This is a genomic window from Parasedimentitalea huanghaiensis (assembly GCF_009753675.1).
Taxonomy (GTDB): domain Bacteria; phylum Pseudomonadota; class Alphaproteobacteria; order Rhodobacterales; family Rhodobacteraceae; genus Parasedimentitalea; species Parasedimentitalea huanghaiensis.
In genome coordinates this window covers 205,955-225,785 of the sequence record NZ_WQLV01000008.1, presented here as the reverse complement: position 1 = coordinate 225,785, position 19,831 = coordinate 205,955, and the positions used below count along the sequence as shown (strand labels likewise).

Sequence of the window (19,831 nt, the reverse complement as noted above, 5' to 3'; positions counted from 1 at the left end):
TCTCTTAGGGCAGGGCCACCAGTTTGACAATTTCATCCACAACGTGATCAGGTTGCTTGCCATCGCCTTGTGCCTCAAAACTAAGCGTCAAACGGTGGCGCAGCACATTGTGTATTACCGCGTGCAGATCCTGCGGGTCGACATAGTCGCGTTTATGTAGCCATGCATGAGCGCGGCTACATTTGTCCAAGGCCAGCGAGGCCCGCGGGCTAGAGCCGATTTCGATCCAGCGTGCCAGATCATCGCTAACGGCACCGGGTGTGCGGGTCGCCTGCACCAGATCGGCCATATAACGGTCCATTTCATCCGAGACGTGAATCTGGCCAATTTCCGCCCGCGCGGTGAATACCGCCTCTTGTGAAATGGCAGGCGGTTTTTCTTTCTTGGGCTTGTTTCCTTTGCGGCCTTCAAGTGCCGAGATCTCTTCTCCTCGCACCAAACGGATCACTTCAACCTCATCTTCCACTGGTGGATAGGTGATATTGACGTGCATCAGAAAGCGATCCATCTGCGCTTCGGGCAGTGGATAGGTGCCTTCTTGTTCGATGGGATTCTGGGTGGCCATCACCGTGAACAGAGATTCCATTTTGTGGGTGGTGCCAGCGACTGTCACCTGCCGCTCTTCCATCGCCTCTAGCAAGGCGGCCTGCACCTTGGCCGGGGCGCGGTTGATTTCATCGGCAAGTACAATGTTGGCAAAAATTGGCCCCGGATCGAACCGAAAACTGCCACCCTCGGAGGTCTGGGTATAAACCTCGGTTCCGGTTACATCCGACGGCAACAGATCCGGAGTGAACTGAATGCGCGAGAACTGAGCATCCAGGTTTTTCGCCAGCGCCTTGATCGCCCGCGTCTTGGCCAGCCCCGGCAGGCCTTCGACCAATAGGTTGCCATTGGCCAAAACACCGATAACCAGACTCTCTACCACGGCTTTTTGGCCAATGATTGACTGAGCTATCCGATCTTGCAGGGCTAAAATATCGTCATGTGCGTTCATTTAGAACCTCGCTAAAGGTGGTGTTGGGCCAGTCTATTCAAAAACTTCAACTAGCGGCACGCCGGATACGCCAGACGGCAGCTTAGTGCCAAGATAGGTGGTGATTGTCGGTGCGATGTCGACGGTTTCTACCCGGCGCACCACAGTTTTTGCCTGAATGCCCGGCCCTGCAAAAATCAGCGGCACATGACTGTCATAGCTCCACGGAGACCCATGTGCCGCTGCAACGCTTAGTCCATCCAGATCGCCAATGAACCAATGCGGTTCAAACACCACATAGATGTCACCCGACCGATCCGGGTGAAAATTTCGCAGCACCGAATTGCTGATCGACGTGTCCGCCACCTGTCCACGCCGCAAGGCAGAACTGGAAACCGCAAAGGCAATACCCGGTAGTTGCTGAAGCTCCTGCGCCACCGCACGCTCAACCTCGTCTGCATCTAATCCCCGTTCTGCAATCAGCGCTTGGTCAAGATAAACATAGGGTGCCGAGAAATTCTGGATCAGCTCCCGGCCAACGCCAAATGCATCCTTCAAACGCTGCGCACCCGGTGTTGTATCCAGGCTGTCAAAGCTGAACATCTGCGCCTCAATCCCCAATGTTTCCAGGTACCCGGGGTTTTCGGCTCCGCCATGATCCGCGGATAAGATAACCAGCGTATTGCGCAAGCCAACCCGCGCATCGACGTAGGAAAGCAGGTCAGCAAGCTGCCCATCCAACTGTTTTAGATTGTCCTCAGACTCCAGACTTGAGGGGCCAAAAATATGCCCAACATAGTCAGTTGATGAAAGGCTGATTGATAGATAGTCGGTGACCTCATCCGTGCCGACCTGTTCAACATCAATCAGGGTTTTGGCGAAATCCACAGTCAAGGCATCACCCGCAGGGCTAAGGGTTAGAAATGTGGTGAAATACGGGTTGTCCGCTGGGCCGTATTCATGGGGGAACACGGTGCCCCATCCGGGTAGATCCGTTTCCCAGGGCTGATCATCAAGCTCGGCAAATCGGTAGGTCTCAACAGGTTGGGACAGTGTCCATTGCGTGCCAGTATAGGATTCAATCAATCCCTTATCCTGCCAGGCGCCAACCCAATCTGGATAGGTATCGCGATAATAGGTGCTGGTAACAAACCGCCCCTCGGACTTGGAAAACCAATAGGCTGTCCCGGCATGGCCCGCCATGGATATGGCACCGCGATCTTTGACCGACACGCCGAACACCTTGGCTTCGGGGCCAAAGAAATCGGCAATTTCATCGGAAACGGTCGTGGTCAAGATTGCGCGCGGCGATCGGCCATCTGTAGTGGCGGCACGCTGTGTTGGGTCAATCTCACCGTCTTGATCAACGCCTCGAGCGCCCAAAAGCGGGAATTCTTCGTCTTGAACGTTGTAGAATTGCCGCCCGGCTTTGCGATCGTACCAAAGATTGGCCACCATACCATGGATCGCAGGATCTGCGCCGGTGGCCAGTGTGGCATGGCCAACAATGGTTTCGGTATTGGCGTGACGGTGATGGGCGTTTTTAAACACTACTCCATTGCGCAGCAGGTAATTAAAACCACTGTCACCATATCCCTGAGAATACCGTGCAATAAGATCGGCGCGCAGTTGATCAACGGTAATTTGTAAGACTAAACGTGGCGAGGAAGAGGTTGTTTGAGCGATTCCGGCAGTCGCCATCGCAAGGCCCGCAGCAATCAAGGCCGAATAGAATTTCAAGGACTGTTGCAGCATAGAAAACCTCTTTATGTGCGGCGAAAGACCCACGCCAAGGGGGACTGAAACTGTCGCGCTCAAAACTGATAAATGAAATGGCGCCGACGGAAATCCCCCGGCGCCGTAAGTGCCCCCCAAGCAATTGGGGACACCGTTGTTTAGTTGCTGCCCAGATTGGAGGTCATTTTCTCCATCACTTGCGACAGCGAGAATGAGGCCGCTTTTTGGCGAGGCGGGAATTCTTCGAACGTCGCAAGAAACTGAGCTACATAAGCCTGTGCAGGTACCAGCAGATAAACGCGATCAATCACCCAATCCCAATATGTATTGGATGTGCGATAGGCGCGCTCATATGGGTCGCGACGCAGGTTAAAGATCAGCGGAACACGCAATTCGGTCCAGGGTTCAACCCAGGCACGCAAGGTGGTGTAGGCTTTTTGCTCCAGGAAAATCATTTTCCAATCTTCGTAGCGCAGTGCTGTCAGGTCTCCGTCATCCGAGAAGTAGAAAATCTCTTTGCGCGGTCCTTCTTCTTGCTCTCCGGTCAAAACTGGCAAGAAATTGTAGCCGTCCAAATGAACGTTGTACTCACGACCAATGGCCTGAACCCCGCCTTCTTTCAGCTGAGCCTTGATGTCTGGGTTGCCCGCAGCTGCCATAAAGGTCGGCAACCAGTCCATGTGGTGCATGATTTCATTGCTAACCGAACCAGCTTCGATTTTGCCAGGCCAGCGCACCATCGACGGCACCCGCCAGCCACCTTCCCAGTTGGTGTTTTTCTCACCAAAGAACGGGGTCATGCCCGCATCGGGCCAGGTGTTCATATGCACGCCATTGTCGGTCGAGTAATGTACGATGGTATTGTCGGCGATACCCAGTTCGTCAACCTTATCCAGCAATTGGCCGACGTGCCTGTCGTGCTCGACCATACCATCAGAATATTCATCCTGACCGGAAATACCCCGCAGTTCGTCTTTGACATGGGTGCGGAAGTGCATCCGGGTGCCGTTCCACCAGACATAGAACGGTTTTTCCTGATCCACCGCCCGCTGCATGAAATCCAGTGCAGCGGCGATAGTTTCATCATCAACCGTTTCCATACGTTTCTTAGTCAGCGGACCGGTGTCTTCGACCGTTCCATCCGCCGAGGACCGTATAACGCCACGTGGCCCAAACGCCTCGCGGAACGTGCGTCCGTCCGCCAGAACCACGTCAGTTGGATAGTCCTCGTTTTCGGGCTCTTCTTCAGCATTCAAGTGGTACAGATTGCCAAAAAACTCATCGAAGCCGTGATTGGTTGGCAGCATTTCATCCAGATCGCCAAGGTGGTTCTTACCAAACTGACCCGTCACATACCCTTCGGCCTTTAGCAGGCCCGCAATGGTCGGGTCTTCAACCCGCATGCCCTCTTTCGCGCCAGGAAGGCCGACTTTGGACAGGCCTGTGCGAAACACGCTTTGGCCCATGATATACGACGAACGGCCAGCGGTGCAGGACTGCTCACCATAATAGTCGGTAAAGATCATGCCTTCGGCAGCAATGCTGTCGATATTGGGCGTGCGGTAGCCCATCAGCCCCATAGTATAGGCTGAGATGTTGGACTGGCCGATATCATCGCCCCAGATTACCAGAATGTTTGGCTTATCTTGCGCCATTGCCGGGGCTGCTGCCAAAGCTGCCACAGCCGTCAACGCGCCTATGCCCAGTAAAAGGCCGGTCCCTTTGTCACGAATGTCTTTGATCATTTTCAACTCCCTAAAATTGGGTTTTTGCGCATTTGCCAACACGCCGCGTGCGGACAGCGATTAATCGTAAGAATTAGGTCAGCTATGTTTAATCAAACCGGATACACTTCATCCAAAATCACCAACACACTGCAATTGCTGGATGAATATTAAAGCTCACCTTCTACCAAACCCAACATAAGCATTCCATGGTACTCGGGTCTAGGAGTTTGTTTGGTGACGTAGATGCCAGCAGGTTATCCGCCGATATCGGCCCGCATCAGGTTGAGTTGCACATCGTCTGGGTTCTTTTCCAAAGCGTTTTGAACCGTTTCAAGCGCGGCCTGCCGATCACCCAACGCATCATGAATGCGGATCATCATCACCCAGGCCTGGGTCAATTGCGGATCCATTTCCACAGCCTCGCCAAAGGCATTCAACGCAACATCCATCCGCCGTGTGGTCAGCCCAATGCCAGCCAGAACCAATTGCGCCTCGGGGAAATCCGCCTTGGCTGCCAAGGACGCCTGCCACTCACCCATTGCAATATTCAAATCTTGGTTCATCTTGTCGGGCATATAGGCAATCCGCATCCCCAAAAAACCACGCGCTGCAGCAATACGCACGGCCTTTACTGGATCCCCCAACAGGCCAACAAGGCGGGCTGATCGTTCCGTCTCGGGGGCGCCACGCTGAATGGAAATAGCCGCAACACGGATCAGCGGCTCAGGGCTGGACAATAGCGGCTCTAGCCGGGCCGCCAACGCAGGAGTGGTCAGCGGCACAAGCATATCCAACGCAGTGGCACGCACGATGGCGGGTAATGCGTCATATTCTGCCAAACCAACCAATGCCTCGCCCTGACCTCGCAGATCATTGCGACCCTTAGCCAGAATTTGCGAAAAATGTGGCCCGCGTTTGGTGCTATTTGGATACCAACTAGCAACCGCATCCGCTACCCAACCGTAGGTCTTATCGTCGTGGCAGTCATTACAGGCATTGGGAGCCTGTGTTTGCAGGCTCAGATCCGGGCGCGGTATGCGGAATGAATGATCGCGGCGGCCATCAACCCCCATATAGGTACGCTCGATCATGTGACAGCTTTTGCACTCCGCCCCCTTGCTGCCCTCAACATGAAAGGTGTGTGAAGGATCGTCATAATCCTTGAGCGCAAGCGTAGGGAAATCCGGGTTTCCGGCCGGTGAATGACACTGCCCACATAGTGCATTCCCTTCCAGCTTCACCTCAGCGGTATGGGGGTTGTGGCAATTGCTACAGGTGACGCCATTGGCATACATCTTGGATTGTAGGAACGACCCATAAACATAGACCTCATCTTCAATCTGCCCGTCCGGTTGATACAGGCCTTCCCGGAGGTTGCTTAGTCGATAGGCATCGTGAAACGGCGTGCCGGGGAGCGGGTTACCACCTTCAAACGGTTCACGGCGCGAGTGGCACCCGGCACATTGCTGGATCTGTGTTTCTGTGTGGCTTAACCGGCTAAGCCGTTGCTGCGTCCCGGCCAAATATCCACGTAATTCAGCCTCAGCAGAGTCATCCGAAGGCAAATTGATCAGCAACCCAATATCATTGGCTCCTGCCCATTTGGTCACATCCACAGGCACCCCTGTTTCCGCCCACTCAACATGCGCCTGGGCTGGGCCATGGCAAGCTTCACACCCAACGCCGATCTCCACTTGTCGACTTTGATACATCTCGGTTTTGGGGTCGTAATTCTTTTCAAACCCGGTGGCGTGGCATTCTGCACAGCGGGCATTCCAATTCTTATATGGACCACTCCAATGCAGCCCATCATCAGCTGTAAGTTCCTGATCAGGATAGAGATGAAACCAGCGGTTCTGCTCCACATCCCAAACCACATCAAAGGATTGCAGGCGACCAGGTTCAGTTTCAACGATGTACTGCTGAAGCGGTTCGATCCCAGCCACACCAACAACTTCGTATTGCCGTTGCCCGCCTTTGACATCGCTTGTGTCGATTAAAAACCGCCCATCTTCTTTGGAAAACCAAGAGGTGGTGCCCTGATGAGAAAAAGACCTGCCATCGAAGAGACCAACAACTGTTTCGTCACTAGGGGTGGTCCAAGCAAGGGCATGATGCGAGCCCTTCCAATCTTCAGCCGCCTCTGCATGACAGGACGTACAGGTTTCAGAGCCTACGTACTCTGGGGGCTTGGGAAGGATGTCTTTAGCTTGCGCAAATGGGCTGAGCCAAAGGAAAACAATAATAAAGAGAAATAGGTGATGGGGCTTCAATGCTGCACGGTTCAAAACGGTCCTCGTCTGCTTGGCCATTGAACAATGAATATGCAGACTAACTCGTTGCAGCAACAGTATTGTCGTCTGTTGTGCACTGGAAACTGTCTTATTGATAGGGGTTTACTGTAAAACCATCGACAACGCGTAGCGGATTGCCAGACAAAATTCAGGACCGGGAGCCCAAAGTGGTCTCCCGGTCCTGAGTTGTATTTAGATATCAAACACGATTCCTTGAGCTAAAGGCAGCTCGCGGGAATAGTTCACGGTGCTGGTCTGGCGACGCATGTAGGATTTCCACGCGTCGGAGCCGCTTTCACGACCGCCGCCGGTTTCCTTTTCACCACCGAAGGCACCACCGATTTCAGCACCCGAAGGGCCGATGTTGACGTTGGCGATGCCACAATCAGACCCGACCGCCGACAGGAATTCTTCTGTTTCGCGCACGTCAGTAGAGAAGATGCACGACGACAGACCCTGGGGTACGGCGTTTTGCAGTGCAATGGCCTCGTCCAGATCGGAATATTTCACCGCGTACAGGATTGGCGCAAAGGTTTCGGTATGCATGATTGCCGATTGCTCGGGCATCTCAACGATCGCAGGTGAAACATAGGCCGCATCTGGATAGTCTGCTGCCAAAGTCTGGCCGCCACCGTGAACTTTGCCGCCTTCAACCTTGGCCTGCTCAAGCGCTTTGTTCATCTGGTTCATGGAACCTTGGTCGATCAACGGGCCAACCAGTGTTGTTGGGGCCAATGGGCTGCCAACCTTCAGACCGGCATAGACCTTAATCAGACGAGGCATCAGGGTGTCATAAATGTCTTCGTGCACGATCAGGCGGCGCAGCGAAGTACAGCGCTGACCGGCGGTTCCCACAGCCGAGAACACGATGGCGCGCAGGGCCATGTCGAGATCGGCAGACGGGGCAACGATCATTGCGTTGTTGCCGCCCAGTTCCAGAATGGTTTTGCCTAGGCGTTTGGACATGTCAGCGGCAACTGCCTTGCCCATTGGCACCGAACCTGTGGCCGAGATGATGGCGACATCTTTAGAGGCGGTTAGGGCCTGGCCAACTTCACGCTCACCGATCAGAGACTGGATCAAGCCTTCGGGCGCATCTGAGCCGAACTTAGCCATTGCACGGTCGCAGATTTTCTGGACGGCCAATTGGGTCAAAGGTGTTTTCTCGGATGGCTTGGCGATAACTGGATCACCGCAAACCAGCGCTAGGGCTGCGTTCCAGCACCATGGCGCGACCGGGAAGTTGAAGGCAGTGATGATGCCGCAGATGCCGTTGGGGTGCCATGTTTCACGCATTGTGTGGCCGGGGCGCTCGGACGCGATGGTCAGACCATAGAGTTGACGTGACAGGCCCACGGCGAAGTCACAGATGTCGATCATTTCCTGAACTTCGCCCAGACCTTCTTGGTAGATCTTGCCGCATTCCAGGGTCACCAGACGACCAAGATTTTCTTTCTCGGCGCGTAGCTCTTCGCCCAACAGGCGGACCAGCTCGCCGCGACGCGGGGCAGGGACCTTGCGCCAGGCTTTAAACGCTTCAACGCCTTTGGCGATCATTGCGTCTGCATCTTCAACAGAATGGACGTGAACGTTTGCGATGACGCTGCCGTCAACAGGTGTGGTTACGGCAAGCGCGCCGCCAGTTGTTTCATCGGTGCTGAGCTGGCAGGCCGAGATGATGTCCTGATGGTTTGAGGTGATTGTGTCTTGTACGGTCATTTTTCTACCCTTTTTGTTACTTTGAGGTGGCGTGCCGCATGGTTAGGCCGCGGTTGCCAAAAGAAGCGGTTTGATTTTGCGAAGACCGTTTAGGACGGTATCCGCCAATTGGTCGATTTCAGCTTGGGTCATTGCGGTCGACAAAAGACCCGAGCAGGTCTCGATCATGATCAGCCCATTGTCGAACATGTGATCCAGCAACGCGCTGATGCAGGCCTGTTCTTGCGGCCCAACAAAGGCGTTGCGATAGGATGTCGGGGCCTGTTTTTTCATGTGGATGCGGAACATTGAGCCGCGCCCAGTGACACAGGCAGGGACATCTGCGATGCGAATGGCCTCTGCCAAGGCGGACCGTGCCTTGTCGGCCAAAGCATTCAGCTCTGCCACGGCTGGCTGATCAAACATCTGCATTGCCATCGACCCGGCGGTCATAGTGATCGGGTTGGCGTTAAAGGTGCCGTAGTGAGGAAAGGCTGCCGGGCCTTGAGTGGGATCCATTACATCCATGACTTCAGCGCGGCCAGCGATGGCACCGACCGGGAAGCCGCCACCGATCATCTTACCCATGGCGGTAAGATCGGATTTGATGTTGTAGCCTTCCTGCGCACCGCCAAAATTGGTGCGAAAGGTGATCACTTCGTCGATGATCATCAGCGCGCCGTTGGCCGTTGCCCAATTGCGCAGGGCCTCGACAAAGTCGGGCAGGGCAGGGATGACGCCAATCCGGTGGGGCAGCAGATCAATCAGGATGCCAGCGATGTCTGCCTTATGGGCGTCCAGAATGGCAATCGCACGTTCCGGATCGTTGAACGGAATGACAACCACATCATTCAGCGCGGATTGCGGCGTGCCTTTGGCAACCGGCACACTGTTGGGCGCGTCTGCGTCGCCCCAGCTGGCGGGCTTGGCCGTCTGGCTGACCTCAGCATAATCATACAGCCCGTGATAGGAGCCTTCGACCTTGGCTATTTTGGCGCGCCCAGTTTGGGCGCGGGCCGCCTTGATGCAGCTCATTACAGCCTCAGTGCCGGAATTCACAAAGCGAATTTTTTCAAAATTGGGGCTGCGGGCCACCATCTGTTCAGCATAGGCAACTTCGATCTCGGTCCCCAATGTAAAGGCAGAACCATTCGCCAGTTGCGCGTTGACCGCCTGCACGATGGCAGGGTGGGCATGGCCGTGGATCAGTGAGGCGACGTTGTTGGCGAAATCGATGCGCTTGACGCCCTCGATATCGGTGACAAAGCAGCCTTCGCCTTTCGCAGCGTAGATCGGGTGCGGCTTGCGCAGGATCGTGTTGCGGCTACAGCCGCCGGGCATGACCTGCTTGGCGCGGTCATACAAAGCGGCACTTTTTGTGTGTTCAGACATGACTAAGCCTCAGGCACCGATTTATCCAAGTGTTCCAACTTGCCCTCAACGCCGTCCCATTTGTCGGCATCGGGCAGGGGATCTTTCTGGTCGCAGATTTGAGGCCAGATCTGCGCCAGCTCTTCGTTCAAGGCGAGGAAGTGTGTCTTGTCCTCTGGCAGGTCGTCTTCATTAAAGATCGCATTTGCCGGGCAGGCCTCGACGCATTCATCGCAGTCGATGCACTCATCCGGGTGGATCACCAGGAAGTTGGGCCCCTCATAGAAGCACTCTACGGGGCAGACTTCGACACAGTCGGTGTATTTGCATTTGATGCAATTGTCGGTGACAACATAAGTCATTGGGCAAACCTTGAATGGGTTTGCGCCTACCCGAGGGCAGGCGCGACAGGGTTACTCGGCAGCCAGCGCCGAGATGGGCTGGATGTCGTACATGGAGTAGAGCTCTGCTTCATCCATGATCACACGATCATCATAGCCGCTGAACCAAATGGCTTCGTCGTTGCGACCCACTATGGTGACTTTGCAGCGATCAGGCGCATCCGCGGCCGAGCGCAGGAGTTTGAAAATCACCACACCGTTTTCACCACCTTTGACACCAGGGAACGGAGTGTTGGTAACAGCAGCAACTTCGGTCTTGCCCTTGTAGTGAGTGATCGACAGGCGTGCGTGGGCCTCGACCCCGGACAGGCCTTTTTGCGACTCGTTCAGGATGTGCCAAGCCTTTTCGATCGGCACGTTAAATGCCTTGTGGCCAACAATATCGCGACCGCAGAAGAAATAGTGGTTCTCAACACCGTTGCGCTTCAGCTCACGCTGCATGATGCGCAAGGCGTCGCTGTCGTCGTTGATGCCTGCAATGATCGGCGACTGGTTGTCGATGTTAATCCAAGAGCGGCGAGCAAATTGCTGGACAGATGCCCGGGTTGCCGGGATCCACTCGAGGCCACCCTGTGGGTTTTCGACGTAGTTGCCATTGGGGTCTTTTGCCAGGAACTCATCCGGGTGGTTAAAGTGCACCATCATCCGCAGGTTGGTCTGTGGATAGGCCTCGTGGAAGGCGTCCAGCATGGCAAAGAATGTTTCGTCAAAGCGCTCTGGATAGAAAGCCAGTTCCTTGGTGCCGATGCGGATGCTTTCAATGCCGGCTTCGGACAGGGCGCCGAGCCATTGGGCAATGTTCTTGTTGCCCAGAACCATCGGATCCCCACCAGACATCAGTATCTCGCGTAGGCGTTCGCGGTTGGTTTCCGGGTGGCGACCACCGTTTTCATCGACCAGTCGGTTATGCTCTACCACATAGTCAACAATGTCTTTGATCTTGGCCAGACCTTTGGCGGCCACTGTGCCGTCTTCGCGCGTGATCTCTTTCTTTGCGATCAGCTCTTCACGGTAGCAGAACCGGCAGTGCGCAGAACAGGTTGAAGCCACATAGATCAGACCCAGTTCATACTTGTGGATCAGACCTTCAACCGGACTGTAGGACATTTGCTTGCCGGGGTCTTCGGCGCCATCAAGGTCATAGGTCTCTTTTGGACTGGCCTTGACCAGAGTTTGAATCGGCTTTGATTTCAGCGCCTGTTCGAAATAATGGCGTGTGATCTTAACCGGCATGCGGGCCTGAAGGTCACGCTCGGTACCGTCTAGCTCCATAATCGCGTCGAGTTCTTCCTTGGAATAGAAACCCTGCATATCCTGAGCGACGGTTCCTTCGACGAATTTCTTCAGGCCGGTAATGATATCACGGTCATATTTGCCGTTTGTGACCTTCGCCAAGAAAGCCTTTTCGGTTTCGGAGGGAAGATATTTTTCCTTAGGTGCCATTTTCGGTTCCTCGTGGAGCAGCAAGACTGGTGTTCAGGTTTGCGATATTGATCGTTGATGTTGACCGTGGCGACAAACCATGGTTAGTCATCAACGCATTCCAAAAACTCATGTAGAAGCTGTGTTTGTCGGCAATTTTCTCACGTAAATCACATCTACAAACTTGAAGAGGCTCCGTTGCACAGTACTCCCCGCCGCATCCTTCCGTCACATTCAGTGCTACGCAGTTTCGAAGCGGCAGCTCGCCACTGTAGCTTCACTTTAGCCGCAGAGGAGCTTCACCTGACGCAAAGCGCGATCAGTCGACAGGTTAAGGAGTTGGAGCAGACAATCGGCACACCGCTTTTTCGTCGGGTAGGGCGTCGCGTTGTGTTGACACAAGCCGGAGAAAGCCTGGCCAAGGAACTGACAATTGATTTGGAGAACATTAGGCGCACAATGATGCGCGCCATTGCCGGCGGGGCAAAAGGAACCGCATTGCGGGTTGCCTGCCTGCCAGCCTTTGCGAGCCGATGGTTGATCCCACGCTTGCCGTTGTTCAGCGAACAACACCCGGACATCGAAATTAACCTGTCAACGCGATTGAAGCCTTTCGATCTGGATGTTGAACATTTCGACCTCGCAATTCACTTTGGCCGAGATGACTGGCCAAATACCGACATGGCGCCGTTTTGCTCGGAAACAATGGTTGCAGTTTCTTCCCCTGATCTCATGAAGCGACATCAAATGGATACCGTTGAGAAACTTGCAGCGGCCCCTTTGTTGCACATGACCACCCGCCCCACAGCCTGGGAAGCCTATTTTGATCTTGCGGGCTTGCCGCAAACATCGGTGCTGGTCGGAAAGTACTTTGATCAGTTCTCGATGATCATTGCTGGGGCAGTGGCCTCGCTTGGTGTTGGGCTGTTGCCAACATATTTAATCGAAGAGGAGCTTGCCAACGGCAAGTTGGTGCTGCTGAACGCACAAACGCTGGTGACGAAAAACCAATACTTTCTGGTCAGGCCAAGTAACCAAGTGAATCCAAATGTGTCGGTTTTTTGTGACTGGATGCATCAGTGTATTGCTTCAAGATAAAACGTTCACCTTGTCTTGCTTGCTGAATTTCTTTCTTTTTCCATATACCTAAGGTGATCGCAGAAAAAATGGTCTCGGCGATCACCTGTAGAGACTAAAGGTCAAGTACCAAAGTGCTGCTTCCTTGGGCCGGAACTGCGCAACAGATAAGGACATCATCAGTTCCGATGTTGGCGGTTGGCGATGTTCGATAGGCGACTTCACCTGACAGTTTTTTGACAGCGCAACTTCCACAAGATCCTGCCCGACACGAAAAATCTGGGGTCAAACCATGGGCCTCAGCTGTTTCAAGCAGGGTTCCATCGCCCGTTTCCCATTGTTGCTCAAAGCCAGATTTTTCAAATTTAACAACCGCCATCTCAGCTTCTGGTGTTTGTGTTGGCAGTTGCTCCTGAGCGTCTATCCTTCGGTTCAGCACTGCTGGGCCAAATGACTCTGCGAAAATTCGAGCATCGGCAACACCAAGGTCGTGCAAAAGGTCGTACATCGCCTGCATGAAAGACGAAGGACCACAAAGGAAAAAATCATAGTCATCAAGCACCAGATATGCGCGTAATGTATCTGCATCAATGCGCCCTGACGCAGCAAAATCCTCGCCCGCAACCTCAGCTTCGGTGGGGTGTCCGATCACCGAAACATAGCGGATTTTTCCATTGGCTTCAGCCTCAGCTGCGCGAAACTCTTGTGCGAATGCGCGCTGCTCTGTGGTCTGCGCAGCATGGAAGACAGTTAGTGGGCGTAGGTATCGTTTACGAACGCCCTCGTTTAGGACATGGCGGGTCATTGCCATCATAGGCGTGATCCCGACACCGCCAGCAAGCAACACAGCGGGGCGTTTCTCTAGTGGGTCGATGTAGAAGGCGCCTTTGGGGGCCTTGATTTCGATAGTGTCCCCTACGCTGAGATTGTCGTGCAAGTGCTTAGACACGATGCCGCCGGGTTCGCGCTTTACGGAAATTCTATAGGCCGGATCTGCCGGGGCTGAAGACAGGGTATATGTCCGGACTTGCGGTCCAGTCCCATCAGGGTGGACCCGAATGGTTAGAAATTGCCCAGCCTCATAAGAAAGCAACGGCTGGTCGTCGGTGGCTTCAAGATAGAACGAGCGGATGACGCTGCTTTCATCCTCAATTTTGGCCACGCGCAGAGTTCGCCATGTATTACGCTGCTCTTCGGCCTTAGCGCGCGCATCAGACGTGGCCCAGTCATCGGCCATTAGAGAATTGGGTGACCATTCCCCAAACTGTGCGCGAAACGGCAACGCATCAGAGAGACGCATCCCGTGGTCCAGCGTAAATCGCCAACCCCGCTCAGCTCCTTTGAATGCAATGACCTCTGGATGATCCTCCCACAGTAATTCGACCGTGCCAGTCAACATCAGCAGGTCACCGGTTTCGAAGTCCGGAAAGATGAGACCGGCCTTGGGGTTGACCAAGAAATTACCAATGGTGTTGAAAAAGTTATTGCCGGAGTAATCCGGGATGGTCAGCGTATTGCCGTCAACTTTGACAAATCCTGCTCTGCCACCACGGTGTGATACGTCAACGCCTTCGGCCGTCAGCCCATTGGCAGGGCTGATATAACTGGACACAAAAAAGGTGTCTGAGCCTTCAATGAAATCAATGGCAGCTTGGTCTAATTCGGTGAACCTGACGGGGGCAGCCTGTTCTGCGGGAGCAGACGGGTCGCGAATGAATTCAATGTCTCGGGTCTGGATGTATTGCGGGCAATTGCCAAAAGATTGCATCACGCCAAGCGAAAAGCCGCCGTCGGTTTTCTCCATTACCTGCGCGTTCATCCGGTTGCGACGGCGGGTGGGGATCTCGATCCCCAGCAGGCCAATGGGCGCACCGGTTTTTAGGGAGGTCTGCAATGGATCACCGGGTGCCGGCCTGGCAGCAAGGTCAAGTCGCTTGCTGTTGGGCGACCTAATAAACCCGTTGCCCCCGGTCAGAATGGAGGCCCAAGGCCACCCCTTTTCATCAACGCTGCCTAGAACAACAAACGGGAGATGTTCAAAAAATACCCGGTGCTGATCCGGCATAAAAGGGCGGATCGCTACTTTACCAAAGGCCTCCATAGAGGCGCGTTTGCCGACACGATCCTGTGCCTCTTGTTCACCAGCATGGAAGGGCGATTGCGGGAATGGAGCCTGATCGGTCATGGCTGGCCTCTTGGAAAAAACTGGAAGGGGTGCCCGGCCAAAATAAGATCGGCCGGGCAGGTGGGTCAGGCCGCAGAGGAGGCTCGCAATCCTACTGGTGTGGTCGGCATTGGGATAAACCCGTCAAGGGCCTCGATATTGGCCAGCAGACGACGAACATTTGGATAGGGCTCCAAAGTGATCCCACCTTCTGGGGCGTGAGCGGTGTAGCTATAGATTGCTACGTCAGCAATTGTTGGCGTGTCGCTAACCAAGAAGTCACGGCCCTGCAAATGGGTTTCGAGCTTTCCGAGAACTTTGGCTGCGGTCGCATGGGTGAAATCGACATCTAAGGGAGCCTTGAAGACGTTAATCAACCGTGCTGCAGCTGGACCGAAGGCGAGTTCACCCGCTGCTAGGGTCAGGAATTTTTGAACGGCAGCTTCTTCCGCTGGATCATTCGGAATGTAAGAGGGGGCATATCTACGAGCCAAGTAAACCAAGATGGCGTTGCTGTCGCTGATTATGGTTTCACCATCTTCAATAACGGGCACCTGACCTGCAGGGTTTTTGGCCAGAAAGTCGTCCTTCTTGTGGGCTCCATTGGCGAGGTCAACAGTCAGGACCTCGTGGTTGATCCCCGCAAGGCTGGCAAACAGCACAACACGGTGAGAGTGGCCGGAAAGAGGGAAGCCGTGAATACGTATAGCGTTAGACATGTGGTTCGTCCTTTGTCGGTGCCAGAGCCTGTCCCCGGCGATGACATAGGTCTAGCTTGAACTCTCAGTGGCGATAATATACTTACTTGTTCAATATTTGTGAACGTGGTGGCGACAATGGATACCGTGCAAGGCATGCGGACGTTTGCGGCGGTTGCGGCAAACCAGTCCTTTACTGAAGGGGCCAGACGGGTGGGGATCAGTACCAAGCTGGCCAGCAAATACGTGGGACAACTCGAAGAACGGCTTGGTGCGCAGCTATTCAATCGAACAACACGCAGTGTTACTCTGACTGAAACAGGGCGCGCATATTACGACCGATGTGTGCCGTTGCTGGAGCAGTTCGATGAACTAGAAGGGTTGGTGCAGGTAAAACAATCTGAACTGGCTGGGCGTATCAGGATTACAGCGCCAACCGGCTTTGGATCTTCGCAATTGGTGCGGATGTTGAAACCATTTCAGGCTGCGCATCCAAAAGTCTTTATAGAACTGCATTTGTCAGACCATCATGTTTCTATCATCGAAGAAGGATATGACCTCGCTGTACGCTTTGGCGATTTGAAAGATTCGAGCCTTGTTGCACGTCGACTGTTGGATATGCGGATTGTTTGCTGCGCATCCCCAGATTACTTAGACCAGCATGGTGAGCCCAAAAGCCCCGCCGCATTGGCAACACACAACTGCCTGCTACGGACATTCGCCAGCACCAGTGATAGTTGGGAGTTTAAGACTGGGAGTGGCATTCAAGCGATCCCGGTATCGGGCAGTTTTCGTGCAAACTCTCCGCTGGCAGTTGCCAATATGGCGGCAGATGGGCTCGGAATTGGGCGCATCCCATACTACACCGTCTTGCCGTTCTTGGAGACCGGTAAATTGAAGCTTCTATTTGAAAAGGAAGAGGCCAGAGTTGTGGGCTTATATGCCGTTTATCCGCCAAGCAGACATCTGACGGCTCGCATCCGGGCCTTGATTGATCATTTGGCAGCACATGTTTGAGCACGCAATTTGTGGCCTGGGAATGCCCCCGATGGACAAGGCAGGTCAGTCGTAGGACCAAATTTTCTGCCCCAGCGCCTCAATTGCTGCCGAAATACGTTCAAAGCTGTTTCTTGCCCGACCGACAGTGTGGCGGGCGCGCAAGAAGCCATGGATCAGTCCCGGCTCATTGATCCAATGGGCGCGGCCCCCGGCTGCCAGCAATTTTTCACAATACTGGCGTGAATCGTCACGCACCGGATCACAATCGGCACTGATCAACACAGTTGGTGGGAGGCCTGAAAAATCACTGTCCCGCAACGGTGCGCAGGTCGGGTCGTTTTCGGGGACAGGTCCGTCAAATCGTAACTGTTGGTAATACAGGTATTCGTCACGGGTCAGCATTGGGGCCTGCGCATGCTGGTGGTACGAACCAGACTCAAGATCACCGCCAAGCCCGGGGTAAATGAGCACCTGACCCAACACCTCGCTAAGACGCCCGCGTGCATGGTGGGCCACAGCTGCGGCTAGATTGCCGCCAGCGCTGTCGCCCACCAAGACCAAACCATCGTTAAACTGATTGGCTGCCCACTGCGTGCTCGTCCAGGCGTCGTCAAAACTGGCAGGGTGTTTGTGTTCCGGAAGCAACCGGTAATCAGTTGAAATCACCCGATAACCGGTCTGCGCACAGATCTCGGCGCAGATGTCGTCATGGCTCTCCAACCCGCCAACGACAAGGCCACCACCGTGAAAATACATGACGGTGCGGGTCGGGTCGCCAGCCCAGTAGTGCCGGACCGGTACGCCGTCTGCTGATAGATCCTCGGTCTGGACTATCGCCGGACGTGCGACGTGAAAGTCGCGGCACATTGCGTCATACACGTCTCGTTGCTCTGCGATGCTTAGCTCAACAGCGTCATCTGCATAGCTCTCACCTGTCTTTCGGATAAATGCCCAGGTCTCGGCATCTATCAATCGCTCATAATCCATCTCAGATCCCCTGCTGAGTTTGTTCGAGCCTAGAACAAGTTGTGCAAAAACGCGAAACAAAGAAAGCGCCCCAGAGCGCTTTTCATTTGTTAGTTGATACAGGACCTTATTCAGCAGGCACCATTTCCCATGGGCGGGTAAACCCCCCCAGAACCTGTGAAATTTTGGCTTGATCAATGCCGTTGGCCTCGACCTGAGCCACCAGACCACGCTTTTTGTCATCAACCACGTTTTCAACGCGCGCAGCCAGACCGGCCTTTAGCAGGGCATCGTTGTAAACGCGGATAATCGCATGACGTCGCAGATCTGGTTTGAAAATTTTGCCAACTGCCGTTTTGGGCAGCTCATCCAAAATCGTCATATGTTTGGGAATAGCGGCGCGCTCATGCACATGGAGCTTGCAGAACTCGAGCAATTCCTCGGGACTGACACTTGCACCATCTACCAGTTCAACAAAGGCACAGGGTAATTCACCGGAATGGGCATCAGGCTGCCCAATGGCGCCAGCAAAGGCCACAGATTCATGCCCCAACAGAGCCTCTTCGATCTCTGCCGGGTCAATGTTGTGACCGCCACGTATAATCAGATCTTTGGCGCGGCCAGTGATCCACAAGTACCCATCCGGGTCAATTCGCCCCAAATCGCCGGTGCGAAGGTATTTGTCGAAGTAATAAAGGTCCACATTTTTTGCGGCTTCGGTATAAGTATTGCCCGGATAGACGCCGGGGTTGGAGACACAAATCTCGCCGATCTCATCCACAGTTGCCTCAATCGGGCCATCAGCTGTTCCCTTGACAATCTTCACATCGGTGTAAGGAAAGGGGATGCCGATTGAACCAACTTTTTTCTCTCCTGCTGGTGGGTTGCAGGACACCAGACAGGTGGCCTCGGTCAGTCCATAGCCTTCAACGATGGAGATGCCCGTCGCGTCTTCAAAGCGGCGGAATAGCTCTAGCGGTAACGGGGCAGAGCCAGAAAATGCGGTTTTAACTGTCGAGACGTCTGCATCAATTGGGCGCTGCATTTTGGCGGAGATTGCAGTGGGGACTGTGATGATAAAGGTGATTTTCCAGCGTTCCACCAGCTTCCACAGATTGTCGAACACACCTTCACCGCGATAGCCTTGCGGTGTTGGAAACACCACATGCGCACCCGAAGCAATGGCCGGCATTAAAATCACCTGGCAGGCAAAAACGTGGAACAGTGGTAGCGGACACATGATGTTGTCTTCGTCGGTGAACAACAAAGTATGGCCCAGCCAGCCATTGTAGATCATGCCTGAATATTTGTGTTGCGCCACTTTGGGCATGCCAGTGGTGCCACCGGTATGGAAATAGGACGCGACCCTGTCTTCGGTACTGTCTGCAAAGGTCAGCGAAGTGGGCTGTTTGTTCAGTTCTTTGTTAAATGACTTGTATTCAGCATGTGCAATCTTGTCCTTGCCCTCTAGTTTGGGGCGGATCAGTGGCACGATCCAGGATTTCGGTGGTGTTAAGTAACGGTTGAGATCAATTTCAAGGACGGTGTTAACGCCTGGTGCATGGCGTACGGCCTCGGCCACCTTTTGGGCGACGTTGGTTTTGGGAAAAGGTTTGAGCGTCACCACAACTTTGGCTTTGGTTTCGCGCAGGATCGAGGCAATCTGTTCCGGCTCCAACAGTGGATTGATCGGATTGACAATCCCAGCCACAGCCCCGCCCAGAAGCGTTAGGATTGTCTCGGTACAGTTGGGGAGAATATAGGCCACCACGTCTTTTTCGCCGACCCCAAGAGCACGGAACAAGTTGGCCGCTTGCGTGGTTTTGTCCTTTACCTGTTTCCAGGTGAGAGTTTCAGCTTTGTCTGTGGGGCCAGAAAGTATCTGATAGCTGACAGCACTGTTATTGGGGAACTTTGAAGCGGTGCGTGATAACAGGCCGTACAGTGTTGCCGGTAGATCCCGCTCGCCAAATGGCATTTCTGCTTCCAACGCATCGCGATCCGCGAACCCGGCAAATGTCATGTTGTGTCTCCCCTGATGCCCATTTGTTGCGGGCTTGCTATGTGCTTTGTTCCAAGATGCGGTCAAAATCGCAAAGGTGCAAGCAAGGGCAAGGATCACCTTAAGTTAGCTAGGGTTGTGACGCTGCGCAATTTTGGTATCAGTAAGCTCGTTTACTGGGCCAACGTGAGGGGGCGTGTCAAAATGGATCGCCGTTTCTTATAGCCAGCGTGTTCGTCGATGTTTGGTGGCTGCTGTGGGCGCAGCCAGACATTCACGTTTCTCTTCGGTCAAAATGC

14 protein-coding genes are annotated in these 19,831 nt (G+C 54.1%); 2 read left to right on the top strand and 12 right to left on the bottom strand.

Features of this window, described 5'->3' with window-relative positions:
* Window positions 1-4: 4 nt before the first annotated feature.
* From GO984_RS14650 to GO984_RS14615, 8 genes are all read right to left on the bottom strand, one after another.
* Window positions 5-997, bottom strand: a complete 993-nt coding sequence (locus GO984_RS14650; protein WP_157023340.1) for an AAA family ATPase — start codon at window positions 995-997, stop codon at window positions 5-7.
* 33 nt (window positions 998-1,030) lie between these two features.
* Window positions 1,031-2,731 carry an alkaline phosphatase family protein gene (locus tag GO984_RS14645; protein WP_157023338.1) on the bottom strand — a complete coding sequence of 567 codons (1,701 nt, stop codon included), beginning with the start codon at window positions 2,729-2,731 and terminating at the stop codon, window positions 1,031-1,033.
* A 140-nt stretch (window positions 2,732-2,871) separates the two neighbouring features.
* A complete protein-coding gene (locus tag GO984_RS14640) occupies window positions 2,872-4,368 on the bottom strand; it encodes an arylsulfatase (RefSeq protein WP_245231125.1) in 1,497 nt (498 codons plus the stop codon).
* Window positions 4,369-4,694: 326 nt separating this feature from the next.
* Window positions 4,695-6,752, bottom strand: coding sequence for a multiheme c-type cytochrome (locus tag GO984_RS14635; RefSeq protein ID WP_157023334.1), 2,058 nt, complete (start codon window positions 6,750-6,752; stop codon window positions 4,695-4,697).
* A gap of 174 nt (window positions 6,753-6,926) precedes the next feature.
* A complete protein-coding gene (gene amaB / locus GO984_RS14630) occupies window positions 6,927-8,453 on the bottom strand; it encodes an L-piperidine-6-carboxylate dehydrogenase (RefSeq protein ID WP_157023332.1) in 1,527 nt (508 codons plus the stop codon).
* A 42-nt stretch (window positions 8,454-8,495) separates the two neighbouring features.
* Complete coding sequence (locus GO984_RS14625; protein ID WP_157023330.1) at window positions 8,496-9,824, bottom strand: aspartate aminotransferase family protein; 1,329 nt, start codon at window positions 9,822-9,824, stop codon at window positions 8,496-8,498.
* Window positions 9,825-9,826: 2 nt separating this feature from the next.
* Window positions 9,827-10,165 carry a ferredoxin FdxA gene (gene fdxA / locus GO984_RS14620; RefSeq protein WP_157023328.1) on the bottom strand — a complete coding sequence of 113 codons (339 nt, stop codon included), beginning with the start codon at window positions 10,163-10,165 and terminating at the stop codon, window positions 9,827-9,829.
* A gap of 51 nt (window positions 10,166-10,216) precedes the next feature.
* A complete protein-coding gene (locus tag GO984_RS14615; RefSeq protein WP_157023326.1) occupies window positions 10,217-11,647 on the bottom strand; it encodes a KamA family radical SAM protein in 1,431 nt (476 codons plus the stop codon).
* A 177-nt stretch (window positions 11,648-11,824) separates the two neighbouring features.
* On the opposite strand from GO984_RS14615, the gene GO984_RS14610 reads away from it, so the two are divergent.
* Entirely contained in the window at window positions 11,825-12,724 is a 900-nt protein-coding gene (locus tag GO984_RS14610) for a LysR substrate-binding domain-containing protein (protein ID WP_157023324.1), read from the top strand.
* A gap of 94 nt (window positions 12,725-12,818) precedes the next feature.
* Here the strand turns inward: GO984_RS14610 and GO984_RS14605 are convergent, their stop codons facing one another.
* Both GO984_RS14605 and GO984_RS14600 read right to left on the bottom strand, forming a co-directional pair.
* Window positions 12,819-14,888: an FAD-binding oxidoreductase gene (locus GO984_RS14605; RefSeq protein ID WP_157023322.1), complete on the bottom strand. Its 2,070-nt coding sequence runs from the start codon at window positions 14,886-14,888 to the stop codon at window positions 12,819-12,821.
* Window positions 14,889-14,953: 65 nt separating this feature from the next.
* Complete coding sequence (locus tag GO984_RS14600) at window positions 14,954-15,586, bottom strand: glutathione S-transferase family protein (protein WP_157023320.1); 633 nt, start codon at window positions 15,584-15,586, stop codon at window positions 14,954-14,956.
* Between the two features lie 117 nt (window positions 15,587-15,703).
* Here GO984_RS14600 and GO984_RS14595 point away from each other — a divergent pair, with 117 nt between their 5' ends.
* Window positions 15,704-16,582: a LysR family transcriptional regulator gene (locus GO984_RS14595; RefSeq protein WP_157023319.1), complete on the top strand. Its 879-nt coding sequence runs from the start codon at window positions 15,704-15,706 to the stop codon at window positions 16,580-16,582.
* Window positions 16,583-16,627: 45 nt separating this feature from the next.
* Here GO984_RS14595 and GO984_RS14590 read toward each other — a convergent pair whose 3' ends face one another.
* Window positions 16,628-17,551, bottom strand: coding sequence for an alpha/beta hydrolase (locus tag GO984_RS14590; protein ID WP_157023317.1), 924 nt, complete (start codon window positions 17,549-17,551; stop codon window positions 16,628-16,630).
* A gap of 106 nt (window positions 17,552-17,657) precedes the next feature.
* Window positions 17,658-19,553 carry an acyl-CoA synthetase gene (locus GO984_RS14585; protein WP_157023315.1) on the bottom strand — a complete coding sequence of 632 codons (1,896 nt, stop codon included), beginning with the start codon at window positions 19,551-19,553 and terminating at the stop codon, window positions 17,658-17,660.
* Window positions 19,554-19,831 lie beyond the last annotated feature (278 nt).